This window comes from Streptomyces sp. NPDC001851 (assembly GCF_040297165.1).
Classification (GTDB): Bacteria; Actinomycetota; Actinomycetes; order Streptomycetales; family Streptomycetaceae; genus Streptomyces.
Window position 1 is genome coordinate 299,885 of record NZ_JBEOYR010000006.1, and the last position, 25,033, is coordinate 324,917.

Sequence of the window (25,033 nt, forward strand, 5' to 3'; positions counted from 1 at the left end):
AGGTAGTTGACGTCAACTCTGTTTGACGTGATCAAGAACCTCAGGTGGGCCGCCCTCGCGGTCGCACTCCTCTTCGTGCCCTTCATCGCACCCACTCCGGCCCAGGCGCAGGGCCGTTCCGCCGCGACGTACACCGTCCCGATCGCGGCGGCGGTGCGCGCCCTTCCCGTCGCCGCGGAGGTACGGACCGGGTATCAGCGCACCAGCTTCAAGCACTGGAACGCGGGCAAGAACCCGACCGACGGCTGCAACACCCGAGCCGAGGTGCTGCTCGCGGAGGCGGTCGACCCTCCCCAGGTCCTTCCGGGCTGCAAGCTGTCCGGCGGGCGCTGGTGGTCGTACTACGACTCCAAGTGGATCACCTCGGCCGCCGCCCTGGACGTCGACCACATGGTGCCGCTGGCCGAAGCCTGGGACTCAGGGGCGTCGCAGTGGACGGCGGCGCTGCGCGAGGCCTACGCGAACGACCTCGACGCCCCGACCTCACTCGTCGCCGTGTCAGCGGCCTCGAACCGCAGCAAGGCCGACCAGGACCCGGCCCAGTGGCTGCCGCCGGCAGTCGACGTCATGTGCCGGTACATCTCGGAATGGGTGGGAACGAAGCTCCGCTGGGGACTCACCGCGGACGCCGACGAACTCGGGGAACTCATCCAGCTCGCGGACGCGTGCCCCAGTACGGCCGTCACCTACCAGCCCGCCCCGTGAAACGCCGGAGGCCCCCGAACGCTCCGGGGCCTCCCGTCCGAGGTCCAAGGGTCCGGGCGCGGCCGCGTCACAGGGTCAGCAGCAGGGCCGCCAGTGCCGCGCAGCTCGTGCACACCGCGCACACCGTCAGGGTCAGGGCCAGGCAGCGGCGTCGCAGCTCCTGGTAGCGGGCTTCGTACTCGGTGCGCAGTGCCGCGCAGCGGGACGCGATGCGTTCCAGGTCCGCGCGGGCCCGGTGCAGGCTGTCGGCGGCATAGCGGCGCTCGATCTCCTCGCGCTGTCCGGTCGTCAGCCATTCCAGGGGGCCGGCGAACTCCCGCGCGCGCTGCTGCGCCTCGGCGATCCGGGCCTGCCAGAGCAGGTAGCCCTCCACCTCGTTGGCGAGGGCGCCGTCGGAGCCCTGCCGCGGTGGACGGTTCACCCCTGGCCCCGGTCGGGCCTCGCCGGGGCCAGGGCCTCGTGCTCGCTCATCGCGATGTCGGGGTGGTGCAGGTCGAACGCCGGGGACTCGCTGCGGATCCGGGGGAGCGTGACGAAGTTGTGCCGCGGCGGCGGGCAGGAGGTCGCCCACTCCAGGGAACGGCCGAAGCCCCAGGGGTCGTCCACGCCGACCGGCGTGCCGTACCTGGCCGTCTTCCAGACGTTGTACAGGAACGGCAGCATCGACAGGCCGAGCAGGAAGGAGCCGATGGTGGAGAGCGTGTTCAGGCCGGTGAAGCCGTCGCTGGCCAGGTAGTCGGCGTAGCGGCGCGGCATGCCCTCGGCGCCCAGCCAGTGCTGGACCAGGAAGGTGGTGTGGAAGCCGATGAACAGCGTCCAGAAGGTGATCTTGCCGAGCCGCTCGTCGAGCATCTTGCCGGTGAACTTGGGCCACCAGAAGTGGAATCCGGCGAACATGGCGAAGACGACCGTGCCGAAGACCACGTAGTGGAAGTGGGCCACCACGAAGTACGAGTCGGAGACGTGGAAGTCCATCGGCGGTGACGCCAGGATGATGCCGGTCAGACCACCGAAGAGGAACGTCACCAGGAAGCCCGCGGCCCAGAGCATCGGCGTCTCGAAGGACAGACTGCCCTTCCACATGGTGCCGATCCAGTTGAAGAACTTCACCCCGGTCGGCACGGCGATCAGGAAGGTCATGAAGGAGAAGAACGGCAGCAGGACGCCGCCGGTGACGTACATGTGGTGCGCCCACACCGTCGCGGACAGACCGGCGATCGCGATGGTCGCGGCCACGAGTCCCATGTAGCCGAAGATCGGCTTGCGGGCGAAGACGGGGATGACCTCGGTGACGATGCCGAAGAACGGCAGCGCGATGATGTACACCTCGGGATGGCCGAAGAACCAGAAGAGGTGCTGCCACAGCAGCACGCCGCCGTTGGCCGGGTCGAACACGTGCGCGCCGAACTGACGGTCCACCTCCAGGGCGAACAGCGCGGCGGCCAGCACCGGGAAGGCCAGCAGGACCAGGACACCGGTCAGCAGCACGTTCCACACGAAGATCGGCATCCGGAACATGGTCAGACCGGGGGCGCGCATGCAGATGATCGTGGTGATGAAGTTGACCGAGCCGAGGATGGTGCCGAAGCCGGAGAAGGCCAGGCCCATGATCCACAGGTCGGGGCCGATCCCGACCGAGTGCCGGGCGTCCGTCAGCGGCGAGTAGGCGAACCAGCCGAAGTCGGCCGCGCCGTCCGGGGTGAGGAAGCCGCCCATCGCGATGAGCGAGCCGAACAGGTACAGCCAGTAGGCGAACATGTTCAGCCGCGGGAACGCCACATCCGGGGCGCCGATCTGCAGCGGCATGATCCAGTTCGTGAAGCCGGCGAACAGCGGCGTCGCGAACATCAGCAGCATCACGGTGCCGTGCATCGTGAACAGCTGGTTGAACTGCTCGTTCGAGACGATCTGCAGGCCCGGCCGGGCCAGTTCGGCGCGCATGATCAGCGCCATCAAGCCGCCGGCCAGGAAGAACGCGAAGGACGTGCTCAGGTAGAGCGTGCCGATCGTCTTGTGGTCCGTGGTGGTCAGCCACTTCACCACGACACTGCCGGGCCGCCTGCCCCTGACCGGCACCTCGCTCTCGTACGCCTCCTCGGCGGCACCATGGGGTTCGTTGAGGATGCTCACTGGTCGTCTGTCTCCTGATGCTCGCGGACCGCGCACGCCATGACATCGGCTACCCGCCATCCTTGCTGCGCGGTGCCGCGCGCGACGCCCTGAGCGGCCGAGGCACGGCCGATCGCGTGACGGATGCACGCGGACGGCGCAACGGACACCCGCCCCCGGCCCCGGGCGTGCGGTACGGATGGGTGGCATGAGCAGCATCGCCATCGTGGGGGCCGGGCCGGGCCTCGGGGCCGCTGTCGCGCGGCGGTTCGGGCGCGAGGGGTTCGACGTCGCCCTCCTCGCCCGGGACCGGGAGCGGCTCGACGCGCTGGTGCGCGGGCTCGGCGGGAGCGGGATCGGCGCCCGCGGGTTCGTCGCCGACGTGCGCAGGCCGGAGGAGCTGGCCGGGGCGCTGGAGCGGGCCGCGGGCGAGGTGGGAACGGTCGAGGTGCTGCAGTACAGCCCGGTGCCGCACCCGGACTTCATGCGGCCCGTGCTGGAGACCGGTCCGCGCGATCTCGTCGGGCCGGTCGAGTTCTCCGTGTACGGGCCGGTGGCCGCCGTACAGCAGGTGCTGCCGGGGATGCGCCGGCTGGGGCGCGGGACGATCCTCTTCGTCAACGGCGGGACCGCCGTCGTACCGCACACCGAGCGGGCCGGGACGTCCATCGCGTTCGCCGCGGAGACCGCGTACGGACATCTGCTGCACGAGCGGCTCGCGGGGGAGGGGATCCACGTCGCGCAGCTGGTGATCCCGGGGGCGATCACCCCGGGGCACGCGCGCAGGGATCCGGCCGTGCTGGCGGAGACGCTGTGGGGCATGCACCGGGACCGGCACGGGTTCCGGCACTTCGCCGACGATCTCGACGTCTGACGCACGGCCGACTGGACGGCTGACGGGGCACCGTCAACCTGCGAGGGGAGGGTTTGTAGGCCAATATGGTGATGTTGGCCGTATCGCTCTCCGTGCTCTCTGCAAGGGGGCCTCCATGGCTGTCGAAATCCCTCCGCTCATCAAGCCGTCCCGGCTCAGAGCCCGAGGAGGGTTGCTGGGCGAGTGTCTCGCCGAGTTCCTCGGGACCTTCGTGCTCATCGCCTTCGGCTGCGGTGTGGTCGCGATGGCGGTCGCCGCACTGCCCGGTTCGGGCCGTGCCGCCACCCCCACGACGATCTTCCTCGCGGCGGGGGACTGGCTGCTCATCACCTGGGGCTGGGCCTTCGCCGTCGTCTTCGGCGTCTATGTGGCCGGCGGCATCAGCGGCGCACACCTCAACCCGGCGGTGACGCTGGCCATGGCCGTGCGCCGCGGGTTCCCCTGGGCCAAGGTCCTGCCGTACTGGTTCTCGCAGGTCGTGGGCGCGCTCACCGGCGCGGCGCTCGTCTACCTCGTCTACCACGACGCGATCAGCGCCTACGACCACCTGTCGCCGGCACCGAAGGTGAACGGGCACACCAACGCCACGTTCTCCATCTTCGCCACGTTCCCGGCGCCGTACTTCCACGGCGGCTACTGGGGTCCGCTGGTCGACCAGATCGTCGGTACGGCCTTCCTGCTCATGCTGATCGCCGCCGTCATCGACGCGCGCAACCAGGCCGTGAAGGCCAACCTCGGGCCGCTGGTCGTGGGCTTCGTCGTGGCCGCCGTCGGCATGTCCTACGGCGCCAACGCGGGCTACGCCATCAACCCGGCCCGTGACTTCGGGCCGCGCCTGTTCACCTACGCGGCGGGCTGGAACAGCCTGGCGTTCCCGGGCAGTGTGCCCGGTTCGTTCAGCGCCTACTGGTGGATCCCGATCGTCGGGCCGCTGATCGGCGCTGTCGTCGGCATCCTGGTGTACGACCTCTTCATCGGCGACGTCCTGCTCCTCCGGGCGGAGCTGGCCGAGCTGCCCGAGCCGGGCCGCACCCGCCCGGTGGTCGAGACCGACGAGGAGTGACCGGGTTGCCCCCGCTGCCTCACAGCGGCCGGTTCGGCCAGTCCAGGAGGCGGGCGCCGATGACGGCTGTCTGGAGCATGTAGCGCTGGGCGGGGTCGGTCGGGTCGGCGGTGGTGAGTTTGTGGATGCGCTCCAGGCGGTAGGTGAGCGCGCGGACGCTGAGGGAGAGGCGGCGGGCGGCCTCGGCGGCCACGCAGCCGGCGTCGAAGTAGGCGCTGAGCGTGTCCAGGAGGGGCACGGCTCCGCCGCGGGCCTCGGCGAGCGGGCTGAGGGTGTGTGACACCAGGTCGACCAGCGCCTGCCGGTCCCGGGTCAGCACCGGGTAGACGAGGAGGTCGGCGGCGCGCAGCACGGGTCCGGGCAGGTTGAGCCGGGCCGCCATCTCCAGCGCGTCGAGGGCCTCCTCGTACGACTGGACCACCCCGCCGGCGCCGTGCTGCGGGCGGCCGATCGCGATCCGGCAGCCGTCCGCGGCCGCGTGCGCCTGCTGGGCGAAGTGGACCAGGATCTCGTCCTCGTCGCCGGGCGCGATGCACAGCAGCCGGCCGTTCTTGGTGGTGAGCAGGATGCTGCGGGAGTCGAAGCGGGTGAGTACGGCGGTCTCGACGCGGCGGGCGACCGGGCCGCCCTCGACGTACGCGGACGGGCCCTCGGCCACGGCCACCGCGTGCGCCCGGGAGAGGCGCAGCCCGAAGCGGTCGGCGCGCTGGGCCAGCCGTCCCAGGTCACTGCGGCCGTAGAGCAGGTCGTCGATGAACTCCCGGCGGGCCGCCTCCTCCCGCCGCATCGTGAGCCGCTGGGCGCGTTCGTAGCCCTCGGCGAAGGCGTCGACCGCCTGCTCGACGGCGGCCAGCGCGGCCAGTGTGCTCTCCGTCGAGCCGGGCCCGGCCGGCCAGGCGGCGCGGGCGGCGGCCAGATGGGCGACGAGCAGCGCGCGCAGTCCGTGCCCGGCGTCGGCGGCCTGCTCGCCCAGTGTCCGCCGGACCTTCAGCTCCTCCCTGGTCAGCCGCCGGCCGGTGGCCGACACCTCGGCCAGGGTGCGGGCGAAGCCGTCGAGATAGCGCTCGCTCGCCTCGTGTATGTCGTGCTGGTCCCCCATGCGGGCCCCGTCCCCGTCCCGTTCCCCCGTGGTCTTGACGTGCCGGTGACGTTTTCCTAGCGCCTGTCCGGCATGCAGACCCTAGTGAACACTGCCGGAAACCGGCAATGCGCGGGCGTATGCCCTGCCGCACCATCTCCTGCGGGGAGCACTACCGGAGGGGAGCACCACCGGCGGGGCTCCGTATCCCGTCGTCTGACGCAAGGACGTGTGTCATGGAAGCGCTCGGCGTGCTCGTCGCCGTCTGTCTCTTCGCCGTGCTGCTCGCGGTGCTCGCGTTCTCCCGGCTGTACCGCAAGGTGGACCAGAGCCAGGCCCTGATCGTCTCGAAGACGCGGCAGGTCGACGTCTCGTTCACCGGGCAGGTCGTACTGCCGATCCTGCACAAGGCCGAGGTGATGGACATCTCGGTGAAGACGATCGAGATCAGCCGCTCGGGGCGGGACGGGCTGATCTGCCGGGACAACATCCGCGCCGACATCCGGATCCTCTTCTTCGTCAAGGTCAACAAGACCGTCGACGACGTCATCAAGGTCGCCCAGACCGTGGGCACCGAGCGCGCCAGCCACCAGGACACGCTGCAGGAGCTGTTCCACGCGAAGTTCTCCGAGGCGCTGAAGACCGTCGGCAAGCAGATGGACTTCACCGACCTGTACACCAAGCGCGAGGAACTCCGGTACCACATCATCGAGTTGATCGGCATCGACCTCAACGGCTACCACCTGGAGGACGCGGCGATCGACTACCTGGAGCAGACGCCGCTCACCCAGCTGGACCCGGCCAACGTCCTCGACGCCCAGGGCATCCGCAAGATCACCGAACTGACCGCGATCGAGCACGTGCGCACCAACGAGGCACAGCGCACCGAGCAGAAGGAGATCACCCGGCAGAACGTCGACGCCCGCGAGGCCATCCTGGAGCTGGAGCGCCGGCAGGCGGACGCCGAGATCAAGCAGAAGCGGGAGATCGAGACCTCCCGGGCGCGCGAGGAGGCCGAGACCGCCCGGGTGGTGGAGGAGGAACGGCTGCGCGCGCAGGCCGCCTTCCTGCGTACCGAGGAGCAGTTGGGGGTCCAGCGCGAGAACCAGGCCCGCGAGATCGCCGTCGCCGCGAAGAACCGCGAGCGGGTCATCGCCGTGGAGAGCGAGCGCGTCGAGAAGGACCGGCTGCTCGAAGTCATCGCGCGGGAGCGGGAGACCCAGCTGACGAAGATCGCCGCCGAGAAGGAGGTCGAGGCGGAGAAGCGGGACATCGCCGAGGTCGTCCGGGAGCGGGTCGCGGTGGACCGTACGGTCGCCGAGCAGGAGGAGTCGATCAAGAAGCTCCGGGTGGTCGAGGAGGCCGAGCGGGAGCGGCAGGCCCTCGTCATCGCCGCCGAGGCGGAGGCGCAGGAGAAGCTGGTCAAGGACATCAAGGCCGCGGAGGCGGCGGAACAGGCCGCCACGCACCGGGCCGCCGAGGAACTCACCCTCGCCGAGGCGCGGCTGAAGACCGCCGACCTGGACGCGCGGGCCAAGCTGCGGCTCGCCGAGGGCGTCCAGGCCGAGGCCGCCGCCGAGGGCCTGGCCGCCGTACAGGTCCGCGACAAGGAGGCCGAGGTCACCCTCAAGGTCGGCCGTGCGCAGGCGGAGGCCACCGGGGCACGGCTGCGGGCCGAGGCCGAGGGCACCCAGGCCAAGGCGCTGGCCGAGGCCGAGGGTGCGCGGGCGAAGGGGCTCGCGGAGGCCGAGGGCGCGCGGGCGGCGGCGGAAGCCACCGAGGCGCGGCTGAAGGCGGAGGCGGAGGGGTCCCGGGCCAAGGGGCTGGCCGAGGCGGAGAGCGCCCGGGCGAAGGCACTCGCGGAGGCCACCGCCATCGGCGAGAAGCTGAAGGCCGAGGCCGCCGGTCTGACCGAGAAGGCCGCCGCGATGGCCGCGCTGGACGAGGCCTCGCGCGGGCACGAGGAGTACCGGCTGCGGCTGCAGACGGAGAAGGAGATCCGGCTCGCCGGGCTGGAGACGCAGCGGCAGGTGGCCGAGGCGCAGGCGACGGTGCTGGCGACCGGGCTGGAGAACGCCGACATCGACATCGTCGGCGGGGAGTCCGTCTTCTTCGACCGGCTGGTGTCCGCGGTGTCGTTCGGCAAGGGAGTCGACGGATTCGTCGACAGCTCCCGTACCGCGCAGGCCCTCACCAAGCCGTGGCTGGACGGCACGGGCAGCTTCACCGACGACCTCTCCCGGCTCCTCGGCTCACTCGGCTCGGCGGACGTGCGGAACCTGACGGTGTCGGCCCTGCTGATGAAGCAGATCAGGGGCGGCGGCCCGAACGCCGGCCAGCTGCAGAAACTCCTCGACCGGGCGAGCGAGCTGGGCCTCCAGGACACTCCGCTCACGGCCCTGAACGGGAGCGCCGCGGGGAGCTGAGCCACCAGCGCCCCGCTGTCAGCCGCACAGCCACGAAAGGAAGCACACCCCATGGCCACCGCTGAGGCGCCGCAGGCAAGCGTGGACGCCGGTACCTACGAGGTGCTGCGCGACCGGCTCGCCGGGCATGCCGCCGAGCTCGCCCGGCGGGCCGGGGAGCTGAACGCCCGCCGGGCCGAGGAGTTCGGCTCGGCGCGGCTGGACCTCGCGCGCACCGCCCGCCTCCGCAGCGCGCACGCGTGCGTGCCGGGCGACATCGTGGCCGTGGGGGACGCGCTGCTCTTCGGCGCGACCGGCGGGGTCACGGACGTCCTCGCGCTGTACGGCCGCGACGGCGAGCGGCTGGCCGAGGACGCCGTACCCGGTCTGCTGGACGACCCCGGGTACACCAGGGAGTTCGGTGCGCTGCACCGCTACTACCGCGAGGCGAGCCTGCTGCGGCTGCGCCGGGTCGACGGCCTGCTGCTGGCGGTGTTCCGCACCGGCGAGAAGGCCGAGGACGTCCGGGTCCTGCGCTGGTCCCTCACCGAGGACGGCCGGGCGGCGCGGTTCCTGGACGCGCGCGGCGACCGCGACGACGTCTTCCCGCCCGCCCAGGACATGACCTGGACCCAGACCACCCGCGAGGACCACGTGCTGGGGCGCGAGCCCTGTGTCGCGGTCCCCGGCGGGCTCGGCGTCTCGACCGTCGGCGGCACCCTCGCCGTCCGCGGCCCGGACGGCGAGGAGCTGTACACGGAACCCGTCCAGGAGCCCCTGCAGTCGCTCGCGGACGCCGCCGTCGCCCACGCGCGCGTGGGCGCACTCGTCCTGCTGCGGGTGCGGCCGTACAAGGAGGATGCCGACCGGTACCTGGTGTTCGACACGCTCTCCCGGACCGTCGTCCGGCTCGACGGGATCGGGCAGGCGTGCCGGCGGCTGCCGGAGGAGCAGGGGATCGTCTTCCCCGGCGGGTACTGCCTGGCGGGCGGCAGCCACAAGACGTACGAACTCGACGCCCGGGGGCTGGAGTTCGAGCGGGAGGTGCGCGCGCCGAACGGCGAGGACGTGCTGTACGCGTTCCGGTCCCGCGCCGGGGGCCGCACGCTGCTGCTGTCGTACAACACCCTGCGCAAGGAGGTCGCGAACCCGCTGCCGTGCCGGGGCTGGGCGCTGTTCGAGGACGGCGCGCTCGCCGTGCTGCGCGACGGGGGCGACGAGCCCGCGCACACCCATCCCGTCCAGTGGTGGACCTCGCCGTACGTCTCCGACACCCACGCCGCGGCCCTGCGCACCGGCACCGGCGCGCTCGCCCGGGTCGGCAACGCGGACCTCGTGCGCGGGCTCGCCGACTGCCTGTCCGTGGCCCGGCTGGTCACCGACGGCATCGAGACCAGCGAGGGGTACCGGGCGCTCACCGCCGCCTGTGTGCGCGCCGCCGACGCCCATCACTGGCTCGCCGATCCCGGACTCGGCGCGCTGGCCGGCCCGCTGGGCGAGGTCAGGGACACCGCCGAGCAGGTGCTGGGTGAGTTCGAGACCGTACGCGAGCTGGCCCGGCAGGCCACCGGCGCCCTCGACGAGGCCGCCGAGCGGATCGCCGCCGTGGTGCGCCGGCTGCGCGGCGAGGCCCCGCGCGAGGCCGCCGCCTGGGTGCGCGGACTGACCGAACTCCGGCAGGCGCAGGGGCATCTGCTCACCCTGCGCGAGCTGCGGTACGCCGATGCCGCCCGGCTGGAGGAGCTGGTGGCCGCCGCCGACCGGGAACTGGCCGGGTTCGGGCGGCGCGCGGTGGCGTACCTGGCGCGCGAGGACGCCTTCGCCGGGCAGCAGGCGGAGGTCGAGCGGCTCGTGGCCGACGCGGCCGGGGCCGAGACGGTCGCCGCGGCCCGGACCGTCGCCGGCCGGCTCGACGAACTGGCCGCCGGGCTGCGTACGGTCACCGAGGTCGTCACCGGCCTCGACATCGCCGACACCACCGTCCGTACGGCCGTCCTGGAGCGGATCGCCGAGGTGCTGGGCGGCGTCAACCGGGCCCGCGCCACCCTCGACGGACGCCGCCGCGCCCTCCAGGACCGTGAGGGGCGGGCCGAGTTCGCCGCCGAGACCGCGCTGCTCGCCCAGGCCGTCACCGCCGCGCTCGCCGCGTCCGGCACCCCCGAGGAGTGCGACGACCAGCTGGCGGCCGTCCTCGCCCGGGTGGAGGACCTGGACGGCCGGTTCGCCGAGTTCGACGACTTCCTCGCCGAACTCGCCGACCGGCGCACCGAGGTCTACGAGGCGTTCGCCGCGCGCAAGCAGTCCCTCGCCGATGCCCGCGCCCGCCGCGCCGAACAGCTCGCCGGCTCCGCCGGGCGGATCCTGGACACCGTCGGGCGGCGCGCGGCCACGCTCGCCGACACCGACGCGGTCACCACCTACTTCGCCTCCGACCCGCTGGTCGCCAAGGTCCGCCGCACCGCCGGTGAACTGCGCGCCCTCGGCGACAGCGTGCGCGCCGAGGAGCTCGACGGCCGGCTGAAGTCGGCCCGCCAGGAGGCCGCCCGCGCCCTGCGCGACCGTACCGACCTGTACGCCGACGACGGCCGCACCCTGCTGCTCGGCGGGCACCGCTTCGCCGTCAACACCCAGCCGCTCGACCTCACCCTCGTCCCGCACGGCGACGGGCTCGCCTTCGCGGTCACCGGGACGGACTACCGCACCCCCGTCACCGACCCCGGCTTCGCCGCGTACCGCCCCTACTGGGACCGCCACCTGCCGTCCGAGTCGCCCGAGGTGTACCGCGCCGAGCACCTCGCGGCCCGCCTCCTCGCCGAGCACGGCCCGGCCGCGCTCGCCGCGACCGACGACCTGCCCGGCCTGGTCCGCCGGGCGGCGCAGGAGTCGTACGACGAGGGCTATGAGCGCGGCGTCCACGACCACGACGCGGCGGTCGTCCTCACCGCCCTGCTGCCCCTGTACGAGGGCGCCGGCACCCTGCGCCACCAGCCCGCCGCCCGCGCCGCCGCCCAGCTGTTCTGGGCGCACGGCACCACCGAGGAAGCCCGCACCGGATGGGTACGGCGGGCGGTGTCGCTGGCCCGTGCCCGGGACGCCTTCGGTGCCGTACCGGCCATCGGGGAGCTGGAGCGGGAGCTGGCCGGGGCGATCGAGGCCTGGGATGCGGAGGCGCCGGGCGGTCCGGCGGCCGCCTACCTCTTCGAGGAGCTGACCGGCGGCCCGGAGGGCTTCGTCCTCGGCGAGGCGGCGCGCACCCTGCTGGAGAAGTTCCGCCACGCCGACCGGAGTTACGGCGGTGACCCGCGGGACCTGACCGGCCTCGCCGCACGGCGCCAGGTGGTGCACGCCTGGCTCGCCGCGTACGCCGCCGCCACCGGCACCGAGGCCGGACCCGGCGAACTGGCCGAGGCGGTCGCCGCCGAGCTCTGCCCCGGCCTGCCCCGCTACGACGGCGACGCCCCGCTCACCGCGACGGCGGAGGGCCTGCTGGGCACGCACCCGCGGGTGCACGGCGGTCGACTGCACCTGCGCGTCGACGAGTTCCTCGCCCGCACGGCCCGTTTCACGGCCGAGGAGGTGCCCGCCTTCCGCGCCTACCAGCGCCGCCGCACGGCCCTGGTGAACGCCGAACGCGACCGCCTCCGCCTGGCCGACCACCGCCCCCGCGTCCTGTCGGCGTTCGTCCGCAACCGCCTGGTGGACGAGGTGTACCTCCCCCTGGTCGGCGACAGCCTGGCCCGCCAGCTGGGCACCACCGGCGAGACGAAGCGCACCGACACCGGCGGCCTGCTGCTGCTCGTCTCCCCGCCCGGCTACGGCAAGACCACCCTCATGGAGTACGTCGCCGACCGGCTCGGTCTGATGCTGGTCAAGGTCAGCGGCCCGGCGCTCGGCCACACCGTCACCTCACTGGACCCGGCCGACGCCCCGGACGCCACCGCCCGCCGCGAGGTCGAGAAGATCAACTTCGCGCTGGCGGCGGGCAACAACACCCTCCTGTACCTGGACGACATCCAGCACACCTCGCCGGAGCTGCTGCAGAAGTTCATCCCGCTGTGCGACGCCACCCGGCGCGTGGACGGCGTGTGGGACGGCGAGCCGCGCACCTACGACCTGCGGGGCAAGCGCTTCGCGGTCTGCATGGCCGGCAACCCCTACACGGAGTCCGGGGAGCGCTTCCGCGTCCCCGACATGCTCGCCAGCCGCGCGGACGTCTGGAACCTCGGCGACGTCCTCACCGGCAAGGAGGCCGTCTTCGCGCTCAGCTTCGTCGAGAACGCCCTGACCGCCAACCCGGTGCTCGCCCCGCTCGCCGCCCGCGACCGCGCCGACCTGGAGCTGCTGGTCCGGCTGGCCGCGGCCGACCCCACGGCCCGGGCCGACCGGCTGACCGCACCGATGCCGGCGGCCGAACTGGACGGCGTCCTGGCGGTGCTGCGGCACACGCTGGCGGTCCGCGAGACGGTACTGAAGGTCAACCGGGCCTACATCGCCTCCGCCGCCCAGTCGGAGGCGACCCGCACGGAACCGCCCTTCCGCCTCCAGGGCTCCTACCGCGACATGAACAAGATCGCCCAGCGGCTGCGGCCGGTCATGAACGACACCGAACGCGAGGCCGTCGTCGACGACCACTACACCGCCGAGGCCCAGACCCTCACCACGGGCGCCGAGGCCAACCTGCTGAAGCTGGCGGAGCTGCGCGGCACGCTCGACGCCGGCCGGGCGGCGCGCTGGGCCGAGGTGAAGAGGGCCCACGCCCGTGCCCGCACCCTCGGCGGCCCCGAGGACGACCCTTTGACCCGCGCGGTCGCGGCGCTGGGCCTGCTCGCCGACCGGGTGGCGGCCGTGGAGAGCGCCATCCGCTCCGCGGGGAGCTGACGGGTCGGGGTGGTGCCCGCGGGGTGCGGTCGCGTCGTGGTGGCGCTGCGGCCTCTCGGGGACCCGCTCAGAAGTCGATGTTCGAGTGCTGGAACCCCTCGGCCAGCGCGTACACCGCGACGACCCACATCACCAGCGTGCCGAGGAGCGCACCGCCCGCCGCCCACACCGCGGCCCGGCGCCGGAGCAGCGCCCCGGTGGTCCCGAGGAACACGGCACCGGCGACCGGCCCGCCGACGAGCGACAGGCCCCAGTCCACGGCCGGCATCACGGTGGCGCCCTGCCCCCGGCAGCCGGCCGGCCGGCCGAGACAGGCGAGCGTGTCCTGGCTGAAGCGGTACCACCCGTAGAGCAGGGGCAGCAGCAGGAGCGCGGTCACCAGGAGCAGCGCGATGACCGGGCCGCGGTCGGCCGCGGGAGAGACGGAAGACGGGGGCGAGGGGGGCGAGGAGGGCGAGGGGGATGAGGAGGGGGGCGAGGCCGAAGAGGATGAGGTCACGCCGCCATCCTGGTCAGGCGCCGGCGCCCGGCCCATCCGCTCTCGTACTCACCTGCGGTCAGCAGCCGTTGTCCGGGAGCAGCGGGACGAACTCCACGCGGGCCCGGTCGCCGGCGTCCACGACCCGGTCGTAGTCGGTGCGGTCGACGCGGTACCAGACGTCGTTGCGCTTGCGGTCGCCGTCGACGTCGTCCAGGCGGACGCACCAGCGCTCCGGGCGCAGTTCCCTGCGGTAGGTCTCGGTGCCGTCCTGGACCTTGCGGCAGGTGCGGTGGGTGCCGGTCGTGCAGTGCTTGACCAGGTGCGGACGGGTGGCCCGGGTGGTCTTGCGGGGAATGTGGCGGACCGTGTCCTTGAGGCCGTGGACGGGGTCGGGAGCGTCGTCTCCCCCGCCGCCGCCGCAGGCGGTGAGCGCGGCCAGCAGGACCGCCGTCGCCCCCACCGCGCTCAGGTGCTTGCGGCACATGGTGCCGAACATGTGTCTCTTCCCCCCGTTGCCGGACGCGCAGCCTAGCCGATCAGCCGACGCAGAGCAGGACCAGGCAGAGCCGGTCGGACGAGGTCGTCGACGTGGACGACGGCGACGACGGGGTCGTGGACGTGCCGCTGCCGCCGCCGCTGCTGCCGGTGGAGGACGTCGGCTGCGTCGCCGTACCCGAGCCGCCCGCGCCCGTGCTCGTGCCGGTGCCGGTGCCGGTGCTCGTGCCGGAGGAGGACGGTGCGGTGGTCCGTGGCTGCGGTGCGGCCGGTGCCGCCGGTGCCGCCGGTGCGGCCGGGTGCGGTACCGCCGCGAGGGTCTGCGGGTGCACTGCGGACCGCGCCGTGCGGGACGCGGGCGCGAGGGTCTGCTGCCGGGGGACGTCGACGGCGGCCGTCCGTGCCGTCGGGGTGGCGGGCGTGAGCCGGTGGTGCCGCTCTCCGGCGGGCGGCGCGGGCGTGGACGCCGGACGGCTGGGCGCGGCCGACGGCTCGTCGGTGAGGCCCATGCCGCGGTGGTCCGGTGCGGTGGCCGCCTGGGCCCGGTCGCCGGAGCCGCGGTCCATCGAGGCGAGCGTCAGGCCGCCGCCGACCAGCGCGACGGCGGTCGCCACCACGGCCCGGCGCTGGCTCTTCTTCCAGCGGGCCCGCTGCCGCCGCCGCGCGGCGCGTCCCCGCGGGGCGGGCGGCGCGTCGGTGACGTCGGCGGACGGGGCGGACGCGATGTCGGTGGCCGGGGCGGACGTGGTGTCGGCGCGTTCGGCGGGCCGCGTGTCCGTGGATTCGGCGGGCCGCGCCGTCGGGGCTGCCTCGGCGGTGAACCAGCCCTGGTCGGCAAGTGGCACCGATGCCGCGTTCCCCTGGGCGTTCAGGCCGAGGCCGTCGGTGCCGGGCGGGGCTATGTCCGGGGCGTAGGCACCGCACCCGGGACAGACCAGGGCGCCGTTGAGGTACCGGCGGCACGAGGTGCAGTAGTCCATTTGAGGTCTTCCTGAGTCCAGGGGGAGCGGCGAGCAGCCACGCTAACGAGCCTTTCGAAAGGCTGTGTGCAGCCCGTGTGGCTCTCCTGCACAGATTCGTGGAGTTCCGTGGCGGGCGGCCGCACACCGGACCGGCAGGAGGACATACATGCTCGGCACAGAGTTCCGCACCGGCTCGCCCGTCTGGCTCGACCTCGGCAGCCCCGACACCCGGACGGCCGCGGCCTTCTACGGCGCCGTCTTCGGCTGGGAGTTCGCCTCCGCGGGCCCGGAGGCGGGCGGTTACGGCTTCTTCCGGAAGCACGGCGGCACGGTGGCGGCCCTCGGCCCGCTGACCGAACCGGGGGCGAGGTCCGCCTGGATGACGTACTTCCGCACCGACGACGCGCAGGCCACCGCCCGGGCCGTGACCGACGCCGGCGGTACGGTGCGCGCCGAGCCCGTGAGCATGGGAGACGCCACCTTCGCCCAGTTCACCGACCCGCAGGGCGCCCGGTTCGCCGTGCTCCAGTCCGCGCAGGGCCTGGAGCGGACGTCACAGGACGACACGCTGGTGTGGGTCGAGCTGCACGTCGGCGACCCGGAGGCGGCCATCGGCTTCTACCGCCGGCTGTTCGGCTGGCGCGCCCAGGAGATGCGGGTGCCGGGCATGACGTACCAGGTGCTCAGCATCGGCGAGGGCGACCAGCAGGAGGGGTCCTTCGGCGGCGTGGCCCCGCTGCGGGACGGTGGGGAGGACGCGCTCTGGGTGCCGTACTTCGCCGTGGCCGACGCGGACACGACCGCCGACGCGGTGCGCGCGGGCGGCGGCACGGTGCTGATGCCGGCCGCGAACGTCCCCGGCGTCGGCCGCATCGCCTGGCTGGCCGACCCCGCCCAGGCGGTGTTCGCCGTCCTCAGGCCGGACCCGCGCCAGACGTGAACGGCCCGTGGAAACGCCTCAGCCGGGGGCCGGCGAGGCGTGCTCGTCGGCCTTGAAGTCGAAGCCGATCCGGCCCTCCTTCACCGAGGTGACGGTGACCGTCACGCCCAGCGTGCTGCCGTCGTCCGCGAGTGGGGCCCTGCCGGGCGGCGGCCAGGCCGGCCGCGGGCTGACCGAGCGCAGTGCTGCTCCAGTAGCTTTCCGCCGGTGAAGTAGCTTGCGGACTCGTCCGGATCACCTCACCAACCGGGGAGTCGCACATGCCGCCCAAGGCGCCGTATCTCGCCGTGGCCGACGCGTTGCGCGCCCGGGTGCTCGCGGGCGAGTGGGCGGTCGGCGGGCGGCTGCCGTCCCGGGCGCGCCTCGCCGAGGAGTACGGCGTCGGGCGCAACGTCATGCAGCGGGCCGTGGACCGCCTGATCATCGAGGGGCTGCTGGAGGGACGCGCGGGCTCCGGCACGTACGTCCGCGCGCCGCGCGAGCGCCTGCGGATGGTCCGCTCGTGGCACCGCGAGCACCGGGGCTCCCTCGCGCTGGCCGGCCGCGAGGAGCGGGGGCGGGCGGCGGCCTGGGACGCGCACAGCCTGGTCCGGGTCCCCGCCCCCGAGGCCATCGCCGAGCGGCTCGCCATCGAACCCGGGGCCCCGTGCGTCAACACGCAGTACGAGTTCCTCGCCGACGGGCAGCCCGTCCAGCTCTCCGACTCCTGGGAGCCGATGGCCGTCACGGAGGGAACGCCGGTCGTCCTGCCCGAGAGGGGGCCGCTCGCGGGCAAGGGGGTCGTGGAGCGCATGCGCGCCATCGGCGTGGTCGTCGAGACCGTCGTCGAGGTGCCGCGCCCGGCCCGGGCCGGCCGGACGGAGGCGAATCTGCTCGGGATCGGCGTCGGGGACCTGGTGCTCCGTATCGAGCGGACCATCCACGACGCCGACGGGCGTCCGGTGGAGACCGCCGACATCGTCATTCCGGACGTACGCCGCGAGGTCGTCTACGAGTTCGCCGTCGACGTGAGGTCCTGAGCCGATGCGCATACGCCCCCGTGACCCGGACTTCGGGCTGCTGTTCGCCGCCACCGCGCTCGGTCAGCTGGGGGACCGCATCCTCTTTCTGGCGCTGCCGCTGGTCGCCATCGTCGCGCTGCACGCCGACGCGTTCCAGGTGGGCCTGCTGACCGCGCTGACCACGGCGGGTTCGCTGCTGGTGGGCCTGCCGGCCGGGGCCTGGGTGGACCGGACGCGCAAGCGGGCGGTGATGGTCGCCGCCGACCTCGCGCGGGCGCTGGTCCTCATGACCGTACCGGCGGCCTGGTGGACCGGTCTGCTGTCGATCCGCGGGCTCTGCGCCGTCGCCCTGGTCCATGGCGTGCTGACCGTGTTCTTCGACGTCGCGTACGTCAGCTGCCTGCCGCACCTGGTGGGGCGCGGACGGCTCGTCGAGGCGAACGCGCGCCTGTCCGCGGTCCGTTCGGTGACCAGTATCGGCGGGCCGGCCGTCGCGGGTCCGCTGGCCGGCTGGGCCGGGGCGCCGGCGGCGGTCGTGGCGAGCGCGGCCGGGATGGCCCTGTCCGGGTTCCTCGCGAGCCGTATCCGCGAGCGGGAGACGAAACCGGGGGCGAGTGCGGGGCGTGAGCGGTTCCGGCTGCGGCGGGAGATCAGGGAAGGGCTGCGGTTCGTGCTCGGACAGCCCGTCCTGCGCGCGACCGTACTCGGCGACGCGCTCTTCAACCTCTTCCTCGTGATGTACCAGACCATGCTGCTGGTCTTCCTGGAACGGGAGGCGGGCCTCGGGCCGTCCGCCGTCGGCCTGGTGCTGTCGGGCATGGGCTGCGGCGCCCTGCTGGGTGCCCTGCTGGCGGCCCGCCTCGCGCAGCGGTTCGGGCCGGGCCCGGTCATCTGGCTCGCGCCGCTCGTCACCTGCCCGCTGACCGCTCTCATGCCGGCCGCGCGACCGGGGTGGAGCGTGTGCGCGGCGGCGGTCGGGCTCGCGGGCCTCTCGCTGGGCGGGGTGGTCCGTGTCGTGGCCCAGTCGAGCGTTCAGCAGGCCCTCACCCCGGACCGGCTCCTGGGCAGGATGAGCGCGACGGCCCGGTTCGTGTCCTGGGGCGGCCTGCCGCTCGGCGGAGTCCTGGGCGGCGCCGCCGGCTCGGCGTTCGGAGCGGCGGCCGCCCTGTGGCTCGGCGCGGCCGGCATGACGCTGAGCTTCCTGCCGGCCTTCCTCTCCCCCCTGCGCACCCTGCGCACCACGCGCCCGTCACCGCTCACGGCCGGGTAGCCGTACGCCGCCTACGACCGGCTGGCCGTCCCGCACGCGGTGTCGCCGTCGCCCCGCGCGCCGGCGTTGACCGACGTGCTCCGGTCGTACGGGTCGATGGCCGGGCCGTCGTGCGGGCTCGCGGTCGCGCCGTCGGCGCCGAACTCGGGGGTGAGGTAGCCGGTGTAGGCGCCGCAGCCGCCGTTGGTGGTGTCCATCTTGTAGGAGAGGAGCGAGAACGTACCCGGCTCGGTGATCACCTTCGCCGGGTCGTCCCAGCTCATGACGATCTCCCGGCGCACGATGGTGCGTTCGACGTCGTCGCTTCCCGCCGTCGCGGACACGACCGGGTAGACGAACGTGACATCGGCCGTCACCTCGACCGCGCCGCGCCTGCCCTCCCGGTACGTGATCCGTCCCCGGGTCTTGACCACGTCCCCGACGAGCCGGACCTTGCTCTTGTCGAACCGGCTGAACAGCAGCAGCGGGTCGTCCCTGCGGCTGGGTGCGCGGAACGCGGTCGCCAGGTAGTCCCGGACGTCCCGCTGGCGGGGGTTGATCAGTGCGATCGCCTTCCCGGGCCGTTTCCCGCCCAGCACACCGGCATCGAGACCGGACGCGGCGAGGAAGTCCCGGCTCCGGTCCAGCGCCTGCTGGACCTGTGCCTTGCTCATCCAGCCGGTCGCCCGTGCGGCGGGCATGCCGATGCCCGCCGCACCGTCAGCCCAGTGTGCCGCCGGCGATCCCCTGAACGGCTGGGCACGAGTGGGCCGTTGGCCCGCCCCCTCGGTGGGCGGCGGCTGGTCCGGGCGCTTCGACTCCACGGCGAGCGGCACATCCTTGCCGTCTCCGCTCCCGCCCCCGAACCATCCGGTCACCCGGCCCGGGTTCAGCGCCACGACCAGCAGTCCTGCCGCGACCAGCAGACCGGCCACGTACCGGCCCTTGCCGCCGCGCCGCCGGGGAGGTTCGTGACTCCGCCACGCGTCCGGCGGGCCGGGTTCCTCCCGCAGCCGCCGGGTCACCATCCGGGCCCGCGCCGACGGCTCCTTGGGGGCGTCCCGGGTTCCGGCCCCGGCCTCCCGCAGGAAGCGCTCCCACTCCTCGTCCGATATGGACTCCCCGCCCTTGCCCACCACGAACTCCCGCCCCTCTCGGCCCGCCCGGCCCCTCCCGGGCGGCTCACGGCCCGCATCATCACACAGCCCGGCCCGGCACCGGCCCCCGCGCTCACGGTCGCCCGGAACAATCCGGGCGTACGGTGCGCTGTTCCTCATGCCCAGTGGGCGGAGCCGACCGGTGGAGGAGCGGAATACCGATGGAGAGGGCGATGGCGGGTACGGCGCGTACGGCAGACACGGCAGACACGGCAGGCACGGCGGAACAGCACCGGCGTGACACCCCTCTGGTGACCCGGTGCGGACGCAGGATCGACGTGCGGTGCCTGTGGCTCGGCCGTCCGGAGCGTCCCGTCGGCCGGATCACGCTGGACGTGGGCGAGGACCAGGGCGGCGAGCCGGGAGTCTGGGCGGCACTCACCCCGGACGAGGCGCGGGACCTGGCCCGTCTGCTGCTCCAGCGGGCGGGAGCGGCCGAACACCCCGCGGCCGACCGCCCGTAGCCCGGCCCACGCCGCGTGCTGCCCCGCTCAGGGAGCGAGGACGATGCGCGCCGTGATGCGAGCGTACGGCGCGTCCTTCGCCCGCCGTGACGCCCGGCCGCGCCGGGGACCTGCCCGCACCCGTCGCCCGCCCCCGGGGCGGACGACGGGAGTTCGGCGACAGGGCCTAGGATCCCGGCCATGGCCCTCACCGCGGACGACGTGGACCGCTTCGAGGCCTCCAGGCCCCGCCTGGAGGCCATCGCCTACCGCCTGCTCGGCTCGGCGAGCGAGGCGGAGGACGTCGTGCAGGACACGTTCCTGCGCTGGCAGGCGGCCGACGTCCGGCGCATCGAGGTCCCCGAGGCGTGGCTGACGAAGGTGCTCACCAACCTGTGCCTCAACCAGCTCACCTCGGCCCGCGCCCGGCGCGAGACGTACGTGGGCCAATGGCTCCCCGAGCCGCTGCTCGCCGGTGACCCGATGCTCGGCCCGGCCGACACCGCCGAACAGCGCGAGTCGGTGTCGTACGCGGTCATGGCCGTACTGGAGCGGCTGTCCCCGGGCGAGCGGGCCGTGTACGTCCTGCGGGAGGCCTTCGGCTACCCGCACCGGGAGATCGCCGAGATCCTCGACCTCACCGAGGCCGCCAGCCAGCAGATCTTCCACCGCGCCAGGAAGCACGTCGCGGACGGCCGGGCCCGTACCGAGATCGACGAGGCCGCCGCGCGGCGGATCATCGACGAGTTCCTCGCGGCCGCCACCAGCGGCCGGACGGAGCCCCTGGTACGGCTGCTCACCCAGGACGCCGTCGCGATCGGCGACGGCGGCGGGAAGGTGCCGGCCCGCACCAAGGCGTTCGAGGGCGCCCTCGCGGTGGCGAAGTTCATGCGGGGCCTGTTCAAGCCCAGCAAGGCCAAGCACGCCCTGGTCGGCGGCTCGCCCGAGATCCACGCCACGACCGCCAACGGCGGCCCCGCCCTCGTGGCGGTCCTCGACGGACGGGTCATCGGCGTCATGTGCCTGGAGATCACCCCGGAGGGCATCGCCGCGTTCCGCAGCCAGGCCAACCCCGACAAGCTCGAACGGGCGACCCGCCGGTGGGCGGCCACCGACCACGGAGAACCCCTGCTCACAGCCTTCTGACCGTCTTCCGACCGCCTTCTGGCCGCTGTGTGAGCCGCTTCACACCACATTCCTGTCAGGAAAGGGCGCGCCGCCCGGTTCAAGGGGCGAATCCGCTGAAGCGCAGCGCCTCGGGCGCATCCGCAGAAGACAGGAGCAGGGACATGCAGCACCGCATCGTCGTCCTCGGAGCCGGATACTCCGGAGCCATCGCCGCCGGGCGCCTCGCCAAGCGGCTGCACCGCGAGGACGTGGCCATCACGCTCGTCGACGCCGAACCCGACTTCGTCGAGCGCGTCCGGTTGCACCAGCTCGCGGCCGGCCGGGACCTCAGGCCCCGGCCCTTCAGCGAGATGTTCGCGGGCACCGGCGTCGAACTGAGGACGGCGCGGGTCACCGGCGTCGACGTCGACCGCAGGACCGTGACCGTCAACGGCGCCGGGCGCACGGAGGAGTTGGCGTACGACACCCTCGTGTACGCCCTCGGCAGCGGCTGGCACGACCAGGGCGTCCCCGGCGCCGCCGAGCACGCCCACGAGATCGCCGGACGCGCCGGCGCGCTCCGGCTGCGCGCGCGGCTGGCCGGTCTGGCCGCCGGAGCGCCCGTGGTCGTGGTCGGCGGCGGCCTCACCGGCCTGGAGGCCGCGACCGAGATCGCCGAGGCCCGCCCGGACCTCGACGTCGCCCTCGTCGCCCGTACCGGCCTCGGCGAGGGGCTCTCGCCCAAGGGCCGCCGGCACCTGCGCAAGGTCTTCGGCGGACTCGGCATCACCGTCCACGAAAACGCCGTCGTCACCGCCGTCGGGAGCGATCACGTCACCACCGCCGGGGGCGGGACGATCCCCGCGGCGGTCACCGTGTGGACCACCGGCTTCGCCGTCCACCCGATCGCGCGGGCGACCGCCCTGGAGGTCGCCGGCACGGGCCGGATCGTGGTCGACGCGACCATGCGCTCGGTCTCGCACCCGGACGTGTACGCCATCGGCGACGCGGCCCTGGTGAGGGGCCCCGGCGGCAAGCCGCTGCGGATGTCGTGCGCCTCGGGCGTCCCCACCGCCTGGCAGGCCGCCGACGCCATCGCGGCCCGCCTGACCGGCGGAAAGCTCCCGAAGGTGCCGCTCCGCTACTTCAACCAGTGCATCTCGCTGGGCCGCAGGGAAGGCCTGATCCAGTACGTCACCGCCGACGACCGCGCCGTGCGGGCGGCCCTGACGGGACGCCTCGCCGCCCTCTACAAGGAACTGGTCTGCAAGGGCGCGGCCTGGGGCGTCGCCCACCCGACGCTGGGGATGCCCACCCGGCGCCACCGCGTGACACGCCCGCCGGTCCCGGCCCCCGCCCCGGCCGAGACCCCGGCCTGACCCCCTGCTGACCGCTGCCGAACCACGACCGATCGGACGCCGGCCCTCGGCGTGATCACCCCGCCGACGGGCCGGACAGGTCGTCCAGTTCGGCGGCGAAGAGCCGCGCGGGGTCGAATCCCATCCCGGTGAAGTGTCCGGCGAGTTCCAGGGACAGGACGCCGTGCAGCCGGGTCCAGAAGGCCAGGGCCCGGCGGAGCACCGCGGGCGGGGCGGGGTGGCCGCCCGCCCGGTCCCGGTGCCCTTCCAGATGCGCGTCGAACGGTGTCGCCGAGCCGGCCGAGGGGAGCGCGGCACAGGCGTCCAGGAGGGTCGCCATGATCTCGGACGCGATCGCCGTGATGTCGTCGGGCGCGTGGTACCCGGGGACGGGCGTGCCGTAGACGAGGAAGTAGCGCTGGGGGTCCGCCAGGGCCCATTCCCGCAGGGTGTGGGCCAGCGCGCGGACGTCGGCACCGCCCTGCGCGGCCGCGCGGAAGGTGTCGGCGAGGCTTCGGTACGCGTCCCTGACGAGCTCGGTGATCAGCTCGTCACGGCTGCCGAAGTACCGGTACAGCGCGGGTCCGCTCATGCCCATCCGCTTGGCGATCGCGTTGAGCGAGAGCGCGGACGCGCCTGCCGTGGCGATCTGCTCCCACGCGCGCTCCTTGATCTCCGTACGCACCTGGGCGCGGTAGCGCTCGCGCGGGGTCTTCGCTTCCGAACTCACCATGGTTAGAAGGTATCACTGAAGTGATTGACACTCGCGCGCCCTCGCGTTACAACTTCTAACGAACGCGAAGACAAGTCACTCACTGGCGCGCGGAGGTCGTCATGCACACCGAAGGACTCGTCGAGGTCGTCCTGCCGGGCAAGGTCGAACCCGAAGGACTTCAGATCCGGCACGGAGCCGTCCCCGCCGCGGGCCCGGGCCAGGTCGTGATCCGCATGGAGGCGACCGGTGTCTCCTTCGCCGAGCAGCAGATGCGGCGCGGCCGGTACTACGACCAGCCGCCGTTCCCGTTCGTCCCCGGTTACGACCTCGTCGGTACGGTGCTGACGATTGGCGAGGGCGTCGAGCCGGGCCTCGCCGGCACCCGGGTCGCCGCGCTGGTCAAGGTCGGCGGCTGGGCCAGCCACGTGCTCGTCGACGCGGCGGACGTGGTGCCGGTGCCCGAGGGGATCGGGGCCGCGGAGGCGGAGACGCTCGTCGTCAACGGGATCACCGCCTGGCAGATGCTGCACCGCAAGGCCCGCGTCCGCGCGGGGCAGACCGTCGTGGTGCACGGCGCCAACGGCGGCGTCGGCTCGGTCCTGGTCCAGCTCGCCCGGGCCGCCGGCGCGCAGGTGATCGGTACGGCGTCCGCGCGCCACCACGCCGCCCTGCGCGAGAGGGGCGTCACCCCCGTCGACTACCGCGCCGACGACGTCGCCGCACGGATCCGGGCACTCGCCCCGCACGGGGTGGACGCCGTCTTCGACCACGTCGGCGGACGCGGCATCGTCGCCTCCTGGCGCCTCCTCGCCCCCGGCGGCACCCTCGTCTCGTACGGCAGTGCCGCCACCCGTGACGCCGAGGGCTCCAAGCAGTGGCCCGTGCTGAAACTCCTCGGCCGGGTGTGGCTGTGGAACACCCTGCCCAATCGCCGCCACGCCTGTTTCTTCAACGTCTGGGCCGGCCGGGCGCTGGCCAGGAACCGCTTCCGGTCCCGGCTGCGCGCCGACCTCACCCAGGTCTTCGCCGCGTTCCAGCGCGGGGAGGTCACCGCGCAGATCGCCGCCCGGCTGCCGCTCACCCGGGTCGCGGACGCCCTGCGGCTGGCCGAGTCCGGCACGGTCGCCGGAAAGGTCGTACTGACCCCGTAGGGCTACGGATGCTTCCCGCCGCCCTTCCCGCTGCTCTCCCCGCCGCCGTTGCCGCTGCTTTCCCCGCCGTCCTTCCGGCCGCTCTCCCCGCCGTCCTTCCCGCCGCCTGTCCGACGGCTTGCGCCGCCGTCCCCGGCCCCGTGGTCACCGGACGTGCCGGTGTGCGGCGCGCCCTTGCCGGAGGCGCCGGTGTCCCCCGCCGTGCTCTTGCCGGGCTTGCCCCTGCCGTCCGGCCCGTCCGTCGCACGCGCCAGCTGGTCGGAGCAGTAGGCGGCCACCTTGTCCTTCCCCCCGGCGGCTGCGAGGAGCCGCTGCCACGCCCGGGCGTCGAGCGCCTTGCCGCGCTTCTCGACCTGCTCGTACGCGCGGCAGTGGGCCTCGGTGTCCTGGGCGGGGGAGGGGCGGTCCGTCGGACCCCGCCCGCCGGAGGACGCGGACGGGGCGGCACCGCCCGGCCGCGCCGGGGCCGCCGCCGACGGGTGTGCGGCACCCCGGCCGGTACCGGCACCGGCCGTGGACGAGCCGGCGGAACCGATGGCCGCGACCGCGACACCGCCCAGGGCGAGGCTGGCGAAGGCCACGCCGAACGTCAGCCGCACCGGGCGCCGGACGCGCCGTTCCCCGGGCAGCCGCCAGTCGTCCCGGCGCCGGGTACGCGCCCGGCGGGCGCCCGACCCGTGGGCGGCGGCCCGGAAGGCGGCCAGGGCCCGCTGCTCGGCCTCGGGGTCGAGGCGGTCCGCGCGGATGACGGTGGCCAGCAACGTTTCCAGCGGGGATTCAGCCATGTCCGCTTCCGTTCCTGTCCGGCAGTGTCGATGCGTCCGGCGTGGGGGCCCGATGCCTGTGCGTACGCACACCGTCG

The 25,033-nt window shown here is 73.8% G+C and carries 21 protein-coding genes and 1 pseudogene; 12 read left to right on the forward strand and 10 right to left on the reverse strand.

The window, feature by feature from the left end; translation table 11 throughout:
* The first annotated feature begins 27 nt into the window (after positions 1-27).
* Positions 28-705 (forward strand): HNH endonuclease family protein, encoded by a 678-nt coding sequence (locus tag ABT171_RS11390; protein ID WP_351242263.1) that lies wholly within the window; start codon positions 28-30, stop codon positions 703-705.
* Between the two features lie 67 nt (positions 706-772).
* Here ABT171_RS11390 and ABT171_RS11395 read toward each other — a convergent pair whose 3' ends face one another.
* Positions 773-1,126 carry a cytochrome C oxidase subunit I gene (locus tag ABT171_RS11395; protein WP_351242265.1) on the reverse strand — a complete coding sequence of 118 codons (354 nt, stop codon included), beginning with the start codon at positions 1,124-1,126 and terminating at the stop codon, positions 773-775.
* The gene (ctaD, locus tag ABT171_RS11400) at positions 1,123-2,835 is read right to left on the reverse strand and encodes an aa3-type cytochrome oxidase subunit I (RefSeq protein ID WP_351242267.1); all 1,713 of its coding nucleotides are present in this window, start codon (positions 2,833-2,835) and stop codon (positions 1,123-1,125) included. Before ctaD ends, ABT171_RS11395 begins: the two co-directional genes overlap by 4 nt.
* Before the next feature lie 187 nt (positions 2,836-3,022).
* Here ctaD and ABT171_RS11405 point away from each other — a divergent pair, with 187 nt between their 5' ends.
* Entirely contained in the window at positions 3,023-3,688 is a 666-nt protein-coding gene (locus ABT171_RS11405; protein ID WP_351242269.1) for an SDR family NAD(P)-dependent oxidoreductase, read from the forward strand.
* 115 nt (positions 3,689-3,803) lie between these two features.
* On the forward strand, positions 3,804-4,751 hold the full coding sequence (locus tag ABT171_RS11410) for an MIP/aquaporin family protein (protein WP_351242271.1): 948 nt from the start codon (positions 3,804-3,806) through the stop codon (positions 4,749-4,751).
* 19 nt (positions 4,752-4,770) lie between these two features.
* Here ABT171_RS11410 and ABT171_RS11415 read toward each other — a convergent pair whose 3' ends face one another.
* Positions 4,771-5,850, reverse strand: a complete 1,080-nt coding sequence (locus ABT171_RS11415) for a PucR family transcriptional regulator (protein WP_351242273.1) — start codon at positions 5,848-5,850, stop codon at positions 4,771-4,773.
* A 215-nt stretch (positions 5,851-6,065) separates the two neighbouring features.
* Between ABT171_RS11415 and ABT171_RS11420 the strand changes: the two genes are divergently transcribed.
* Both ABT171_RS11420 and ABT171_RS11425 read left to right on the forward strand, forming a co-directional pair.
* The gene (locus ABT171_RS11420; RefSeq protein ID WP_351242275.1) at positions 6,066-8,255 is read left to right on the forward strand and encodes a flotillin family protein; all 2,190 of its coding nucleotides are present in this window, start codon (positions 6,066-6,068) and stop codon (positions 8,253-8,255) included.
* A 51-nt stretch (positions 8,256-8,306) separates the two neighbouring features.
* On the forward strand, positions 8,307-13,112 hold the full coding sequence (locus ABT171_RS11425; protein WP_351242277.1) for a DNA repair ATPase: 4,806 nt from the start codon (positions 8,307-8,309) through the stop codon (positions 13,110-13,112).
* A 67-nt stretch (positions 13,113-13,179) separates the two neighbouring features.
* Here ABT171_RS11425 and ABT171_RS11430 read toward each other — a convergent pair whose 3' ends face one another.
* From ABT171_RS11430 to ABT171_RS11440, 3 genes are read right to left on the reverse strand one after another with little or no spacing between them, the layout of a single operon-like run.
* Positions 13,180-13,611, reverse strand: a complete 432-nt coding sequence (locus ABT171_RS11430) for a hypothetical protein (protein ID WP_351242279.1) — start codon at positions 13,609-13,611, stop codon at positions 13,180-13,182.
* A 58-nt stretch (positions 13,612-13,669) separates the two neighbouring features.
* A complete protein-coding gene (locus ABT171_RS11435; protein WP_351242281.1) occupies positions 13,670-14,089 on the reverse strand; it encodes a hypothetical protein in 420 nt (139 codons plus the stop codon).
* Positions 14,090-14,129: 40 nt separating this feature from the next.
* Positions 14,130-15,068: an SCO2400 family protein gene (locus ABT171_RS11440; RefSeq protein WP_351242283.1), complete on the reverse strand. Its 939-nt coding sequence runs from the start codon at positions 15,066-15,068 to the stop codon at positions 14,130-14,132.
* A gap of 148 nt (positions 15,069-15,216) precedes the next feature.
* On the opposite strand from ABT171_RS11440, the gene ABT171_RS11445 reads away from it, so the two are divergent.
* On the forward strand, positions 15,217-15,990 hold the full coding sequence (locus ABT171_RS11445; protein WP_351242285.1) for a VOC family protein: 774 nt from the start codon (positions 15,217-15,219) through the stop codon (positions 15,988-15,990).
* An 18-nt stretch (positions 15,991-16,008) separates the two neighbouring features.
* Here the strand turns inward: ABT171_RS11445 and ABT171_RS11450 are convergent.
* Positions 16,009-16,119 (reverse strand): annotated as a pseudogene (locus tag ABT171_RS11450) (DUF4333 domain-containing protein); the annotation flags it as partial.
* Positions 16,120-16,250: 131 nt separating this feature from the next.
* Between ABT171_RS11450 and ABT171_RS11455 the strand changes: the two are divergent.
* Both ABT171_RS11455 and ABT171_RS11460 read left to right on the forward strand, forming a co-directional pair.
* Complete coding sequence (locus tag ABT171_RS11455) at positions 16,251-17,009, forward strand: GntR family transcriptional regulator (RefSeq protein WP_351242287.1); 759 nt, start codon at positions 16,251-16,253, stop codon at positions 17,007-17,009.
* A 4-nt stretch (positions 17,010-17,013) separates the two neighbouring features.
* Positions 17,014-18,261, forward strand: a complete 1,248-nt coding sequence (locus ABT171_RS11460) for an MFS transporter (RefSeq protein WP_351242289.1) — start codon at positions 17,014-17,016, stop codon at positions 18,259-18,261.
* A gap of 11 nt (positions 18,262-18,272) precedes the next feature.
* Here the strand turns inward: ABT171_RS11460 and ABT171_RS11465 are convergent, their stop codons facing one another.
* Positions 18,273-19,376, reverse strand: a complete 1,104-nt coding sequence (locus ABT171_RS11465; protein ID WP_351242291.1) for a hypothetical protein — start codon at positions 19,374-19,376, stop codon at positions 18,273-18,275.
* 182 nt (positions 19,377-19,558) lie between these two features.
* On the opposite strand from ABT171_RS11465, the gene ABT171_RS11470 reads away from it, so the two are divergent.
* The 3 genes from ABT171_RS11470 (at position 19,559) to ABT171_RS11480 (ending at position 22,326) form a co-directional block, all read left to right on the forward strand.
* The gene (locus ABT171_RS11470) at positions 19,559-19,861 is read left to right on the forward strand and encodes an HK97 family phage prohead protease (RefSeq protein WP_351242293.1); all 303 of its coding nucleotides are present in this window, start codon (positions 19,559-19,561) and stop codon (positions 19,859-19,861) included.
* 180 nt (positions 19,862-20,041) lie between these two features.
* Positions 20,042-20,986, forward strand: coding sequence for an RNA polymerase sigma factor SigJ (gene sigJ / locus ABT171_RS11475; RefSeq protein ID WP_351242294.1), 945 nt, complete (start codon positions 20,042-20,044; stop codon positions 20,984-20,986).
* 143 nt (positions 20,987-21,129) lie between these two features.
* Positions 21,130-22,326 carry an NAD(P)/FAD-dependent oxidoreductase gene (locus tag ABT171_RS11480; RefSeq protein ID WP_351242295.1) on the forward strand — a complete coding sequence of 399 codons (1,197 nt, stop codon included), beginning with the start codon at positions 21,130-21,132 and terminating at the stop codon, positions 22,324-22,326.
* 55 nt (positions 22,327-22,381) lie between these two features.
* Here ABT171_RS11480 and ABT171_RS11485 read toward each other — a convergent pair whose 3' ends face one another.
* A complete protein-coding gene (locus ABT171_RS11485; RefSeq protein WP_351242297.1) occupies positions 22,382-23,038 on the reverse strand; it encodes a TetR/AcrR family transcriptional regulator in 657 nt (218 codons plus the stop codon).
* A 101-nt stretch (positions 23,039-23,139) separates the two neighbouring features.
* Between ABT171_RS11485 and ABT171_RS11490 the strand changes: the two genes are divergently transcribed.
* Entirely contained in the window at positions 23,140-24,171 is a 1,032-nt protein-coding gene (locus ABT171_RS11490; RefSeq protein WP_351242299.1) for a medium chain dehydrogenase/reductase family protein, read from the forward strand.
* Between the two features lie 2 nt (positions 24,172-24,173).
* Here ABT171_RS11490 and ABT171_RS11495 read toward each other — a convergent pair whose 3' ends face one another.
* Positions 24,174-24,956 (reverse strand): hypothetical protein, encoded by a 783-nt coding sequence (locus ABT171_RS11495; RefSeq protein ID WP_351242301.1) that lies wholly within the window; start codon positions 24,954-24,956, stop codon positions 24,174-24,176.
* Positions 24,957-25,033 lie beyond the last annotated feature (77 nt).

Coding starts and splice junctions, on each gene's coding strand:
- ABT171_RS11485 (WP_351242297.1), bottom strand. CDS start 23,038: ATGGTGAGTTCGGAAGCGAAGACCCCGCGCGAGCGCTACCGCGCCCAG.
- ABT171_RS11445 (WP_351242285.1), top strand. CDS start 15,217: ATGCTCGGCACAGAGTTCCGCACCGGCTCGCCCGTCTGGCTCGACCTC.
- ABT171_RS11460 (WP_351242289.1), top strand. CDS start 17,014: ATGCGCATACGCCCCCGTGACCCGGACTTCGGGCTGCTGTTCGCCGCC.
- ABT171_RS11480 (WP_351242295.1), top strand. CDS start 21,130: ATGCAGCACCGCATCGTCGTCCTCGGAGCCGGATACTCCGGAGCCATC.
- ABT171_RS11490 (WP_351242299.1), top strand. CDS start 23,140: ATGCACACCGAAGGACTCGTCGAGGTCGTCCTGCCGGGCAAGGTCGAA.
- ABT171_RS11415 (WP_351242273.1), bottom strand. CDS start 5,850: ATGGGGGACCAGCACGACATACACGAGGCGAGCGAGCGCTATCTCGAC.
- ABT171_RS11405 (WP_351242269.1), top strand. CDS start 3,023: ATGAGCAGCATCGCCATCGTGGGGGCCGGGCCGGGCCTCGGGGCCGCT.
- ABT171_RS11495 (WP_351242301.1), bottom strand. CDS start 24,956: ATGGCTGAATCCCCGCTGGAAACGTTGCTGGCCACCGTCATCCGCGCG.
- ABT171_RS11470 (WP_351242293.1), top strand. CDS start 19,559: ATGGAGAGGGCGATGGCGGGTACGGCGCGTACGGCAGACACGGCAGAC.
- ABT171_RS11410 (WP_351242271.1), top strand. CDS start 3,804: ATGGCTGTCGAAATCCCTCCGCTCATCAAGCCGTCCCGGCTCAGAGCC.
- ABT171_RS11440 (WP_351242283.1), bottom strand. CDS start 15,068: ATGGACTACTGCACCTCGTGCCGCCGGTACCTCAACGGCGCCCTGGTC.
- sigJ (WP_351242294.1), top strand. CDS start 20,042: ATGGCCCTCACCGCGGACGACGTGGACCGCTTCGAGGCCTCCAGGCCC.
- ABT171_RS11420 (WP_351242275.1), top strand. CDS start 6,066: ATGGAAGCGCTCGGCGTGCTCGTCGCCGTCTGTCTCTTCGCCGTGCTG.
- ABT171_RS11455 (WP_351242287.1), top strand. CDS start 16,251: ATGCCGCCCAAGGCGCCGTATCTCGCCGTGGCCGACGCGTTGCGCGCC.
- ABT171_RS11435 (WP_351242281.1), bottom strand. CDS start 14,089: ATGTTCGGCACCATGTGCCGCAAGCACCTGAGCGCGGTGGGGGCGACG.
- ABT171_RS11425 (WP_351242277.1), top strand. CDS start 8,307: ATGGCCACCGCTGAGGCGCCGCAGGCAAGCGTGGACGCCGGTACCTAC.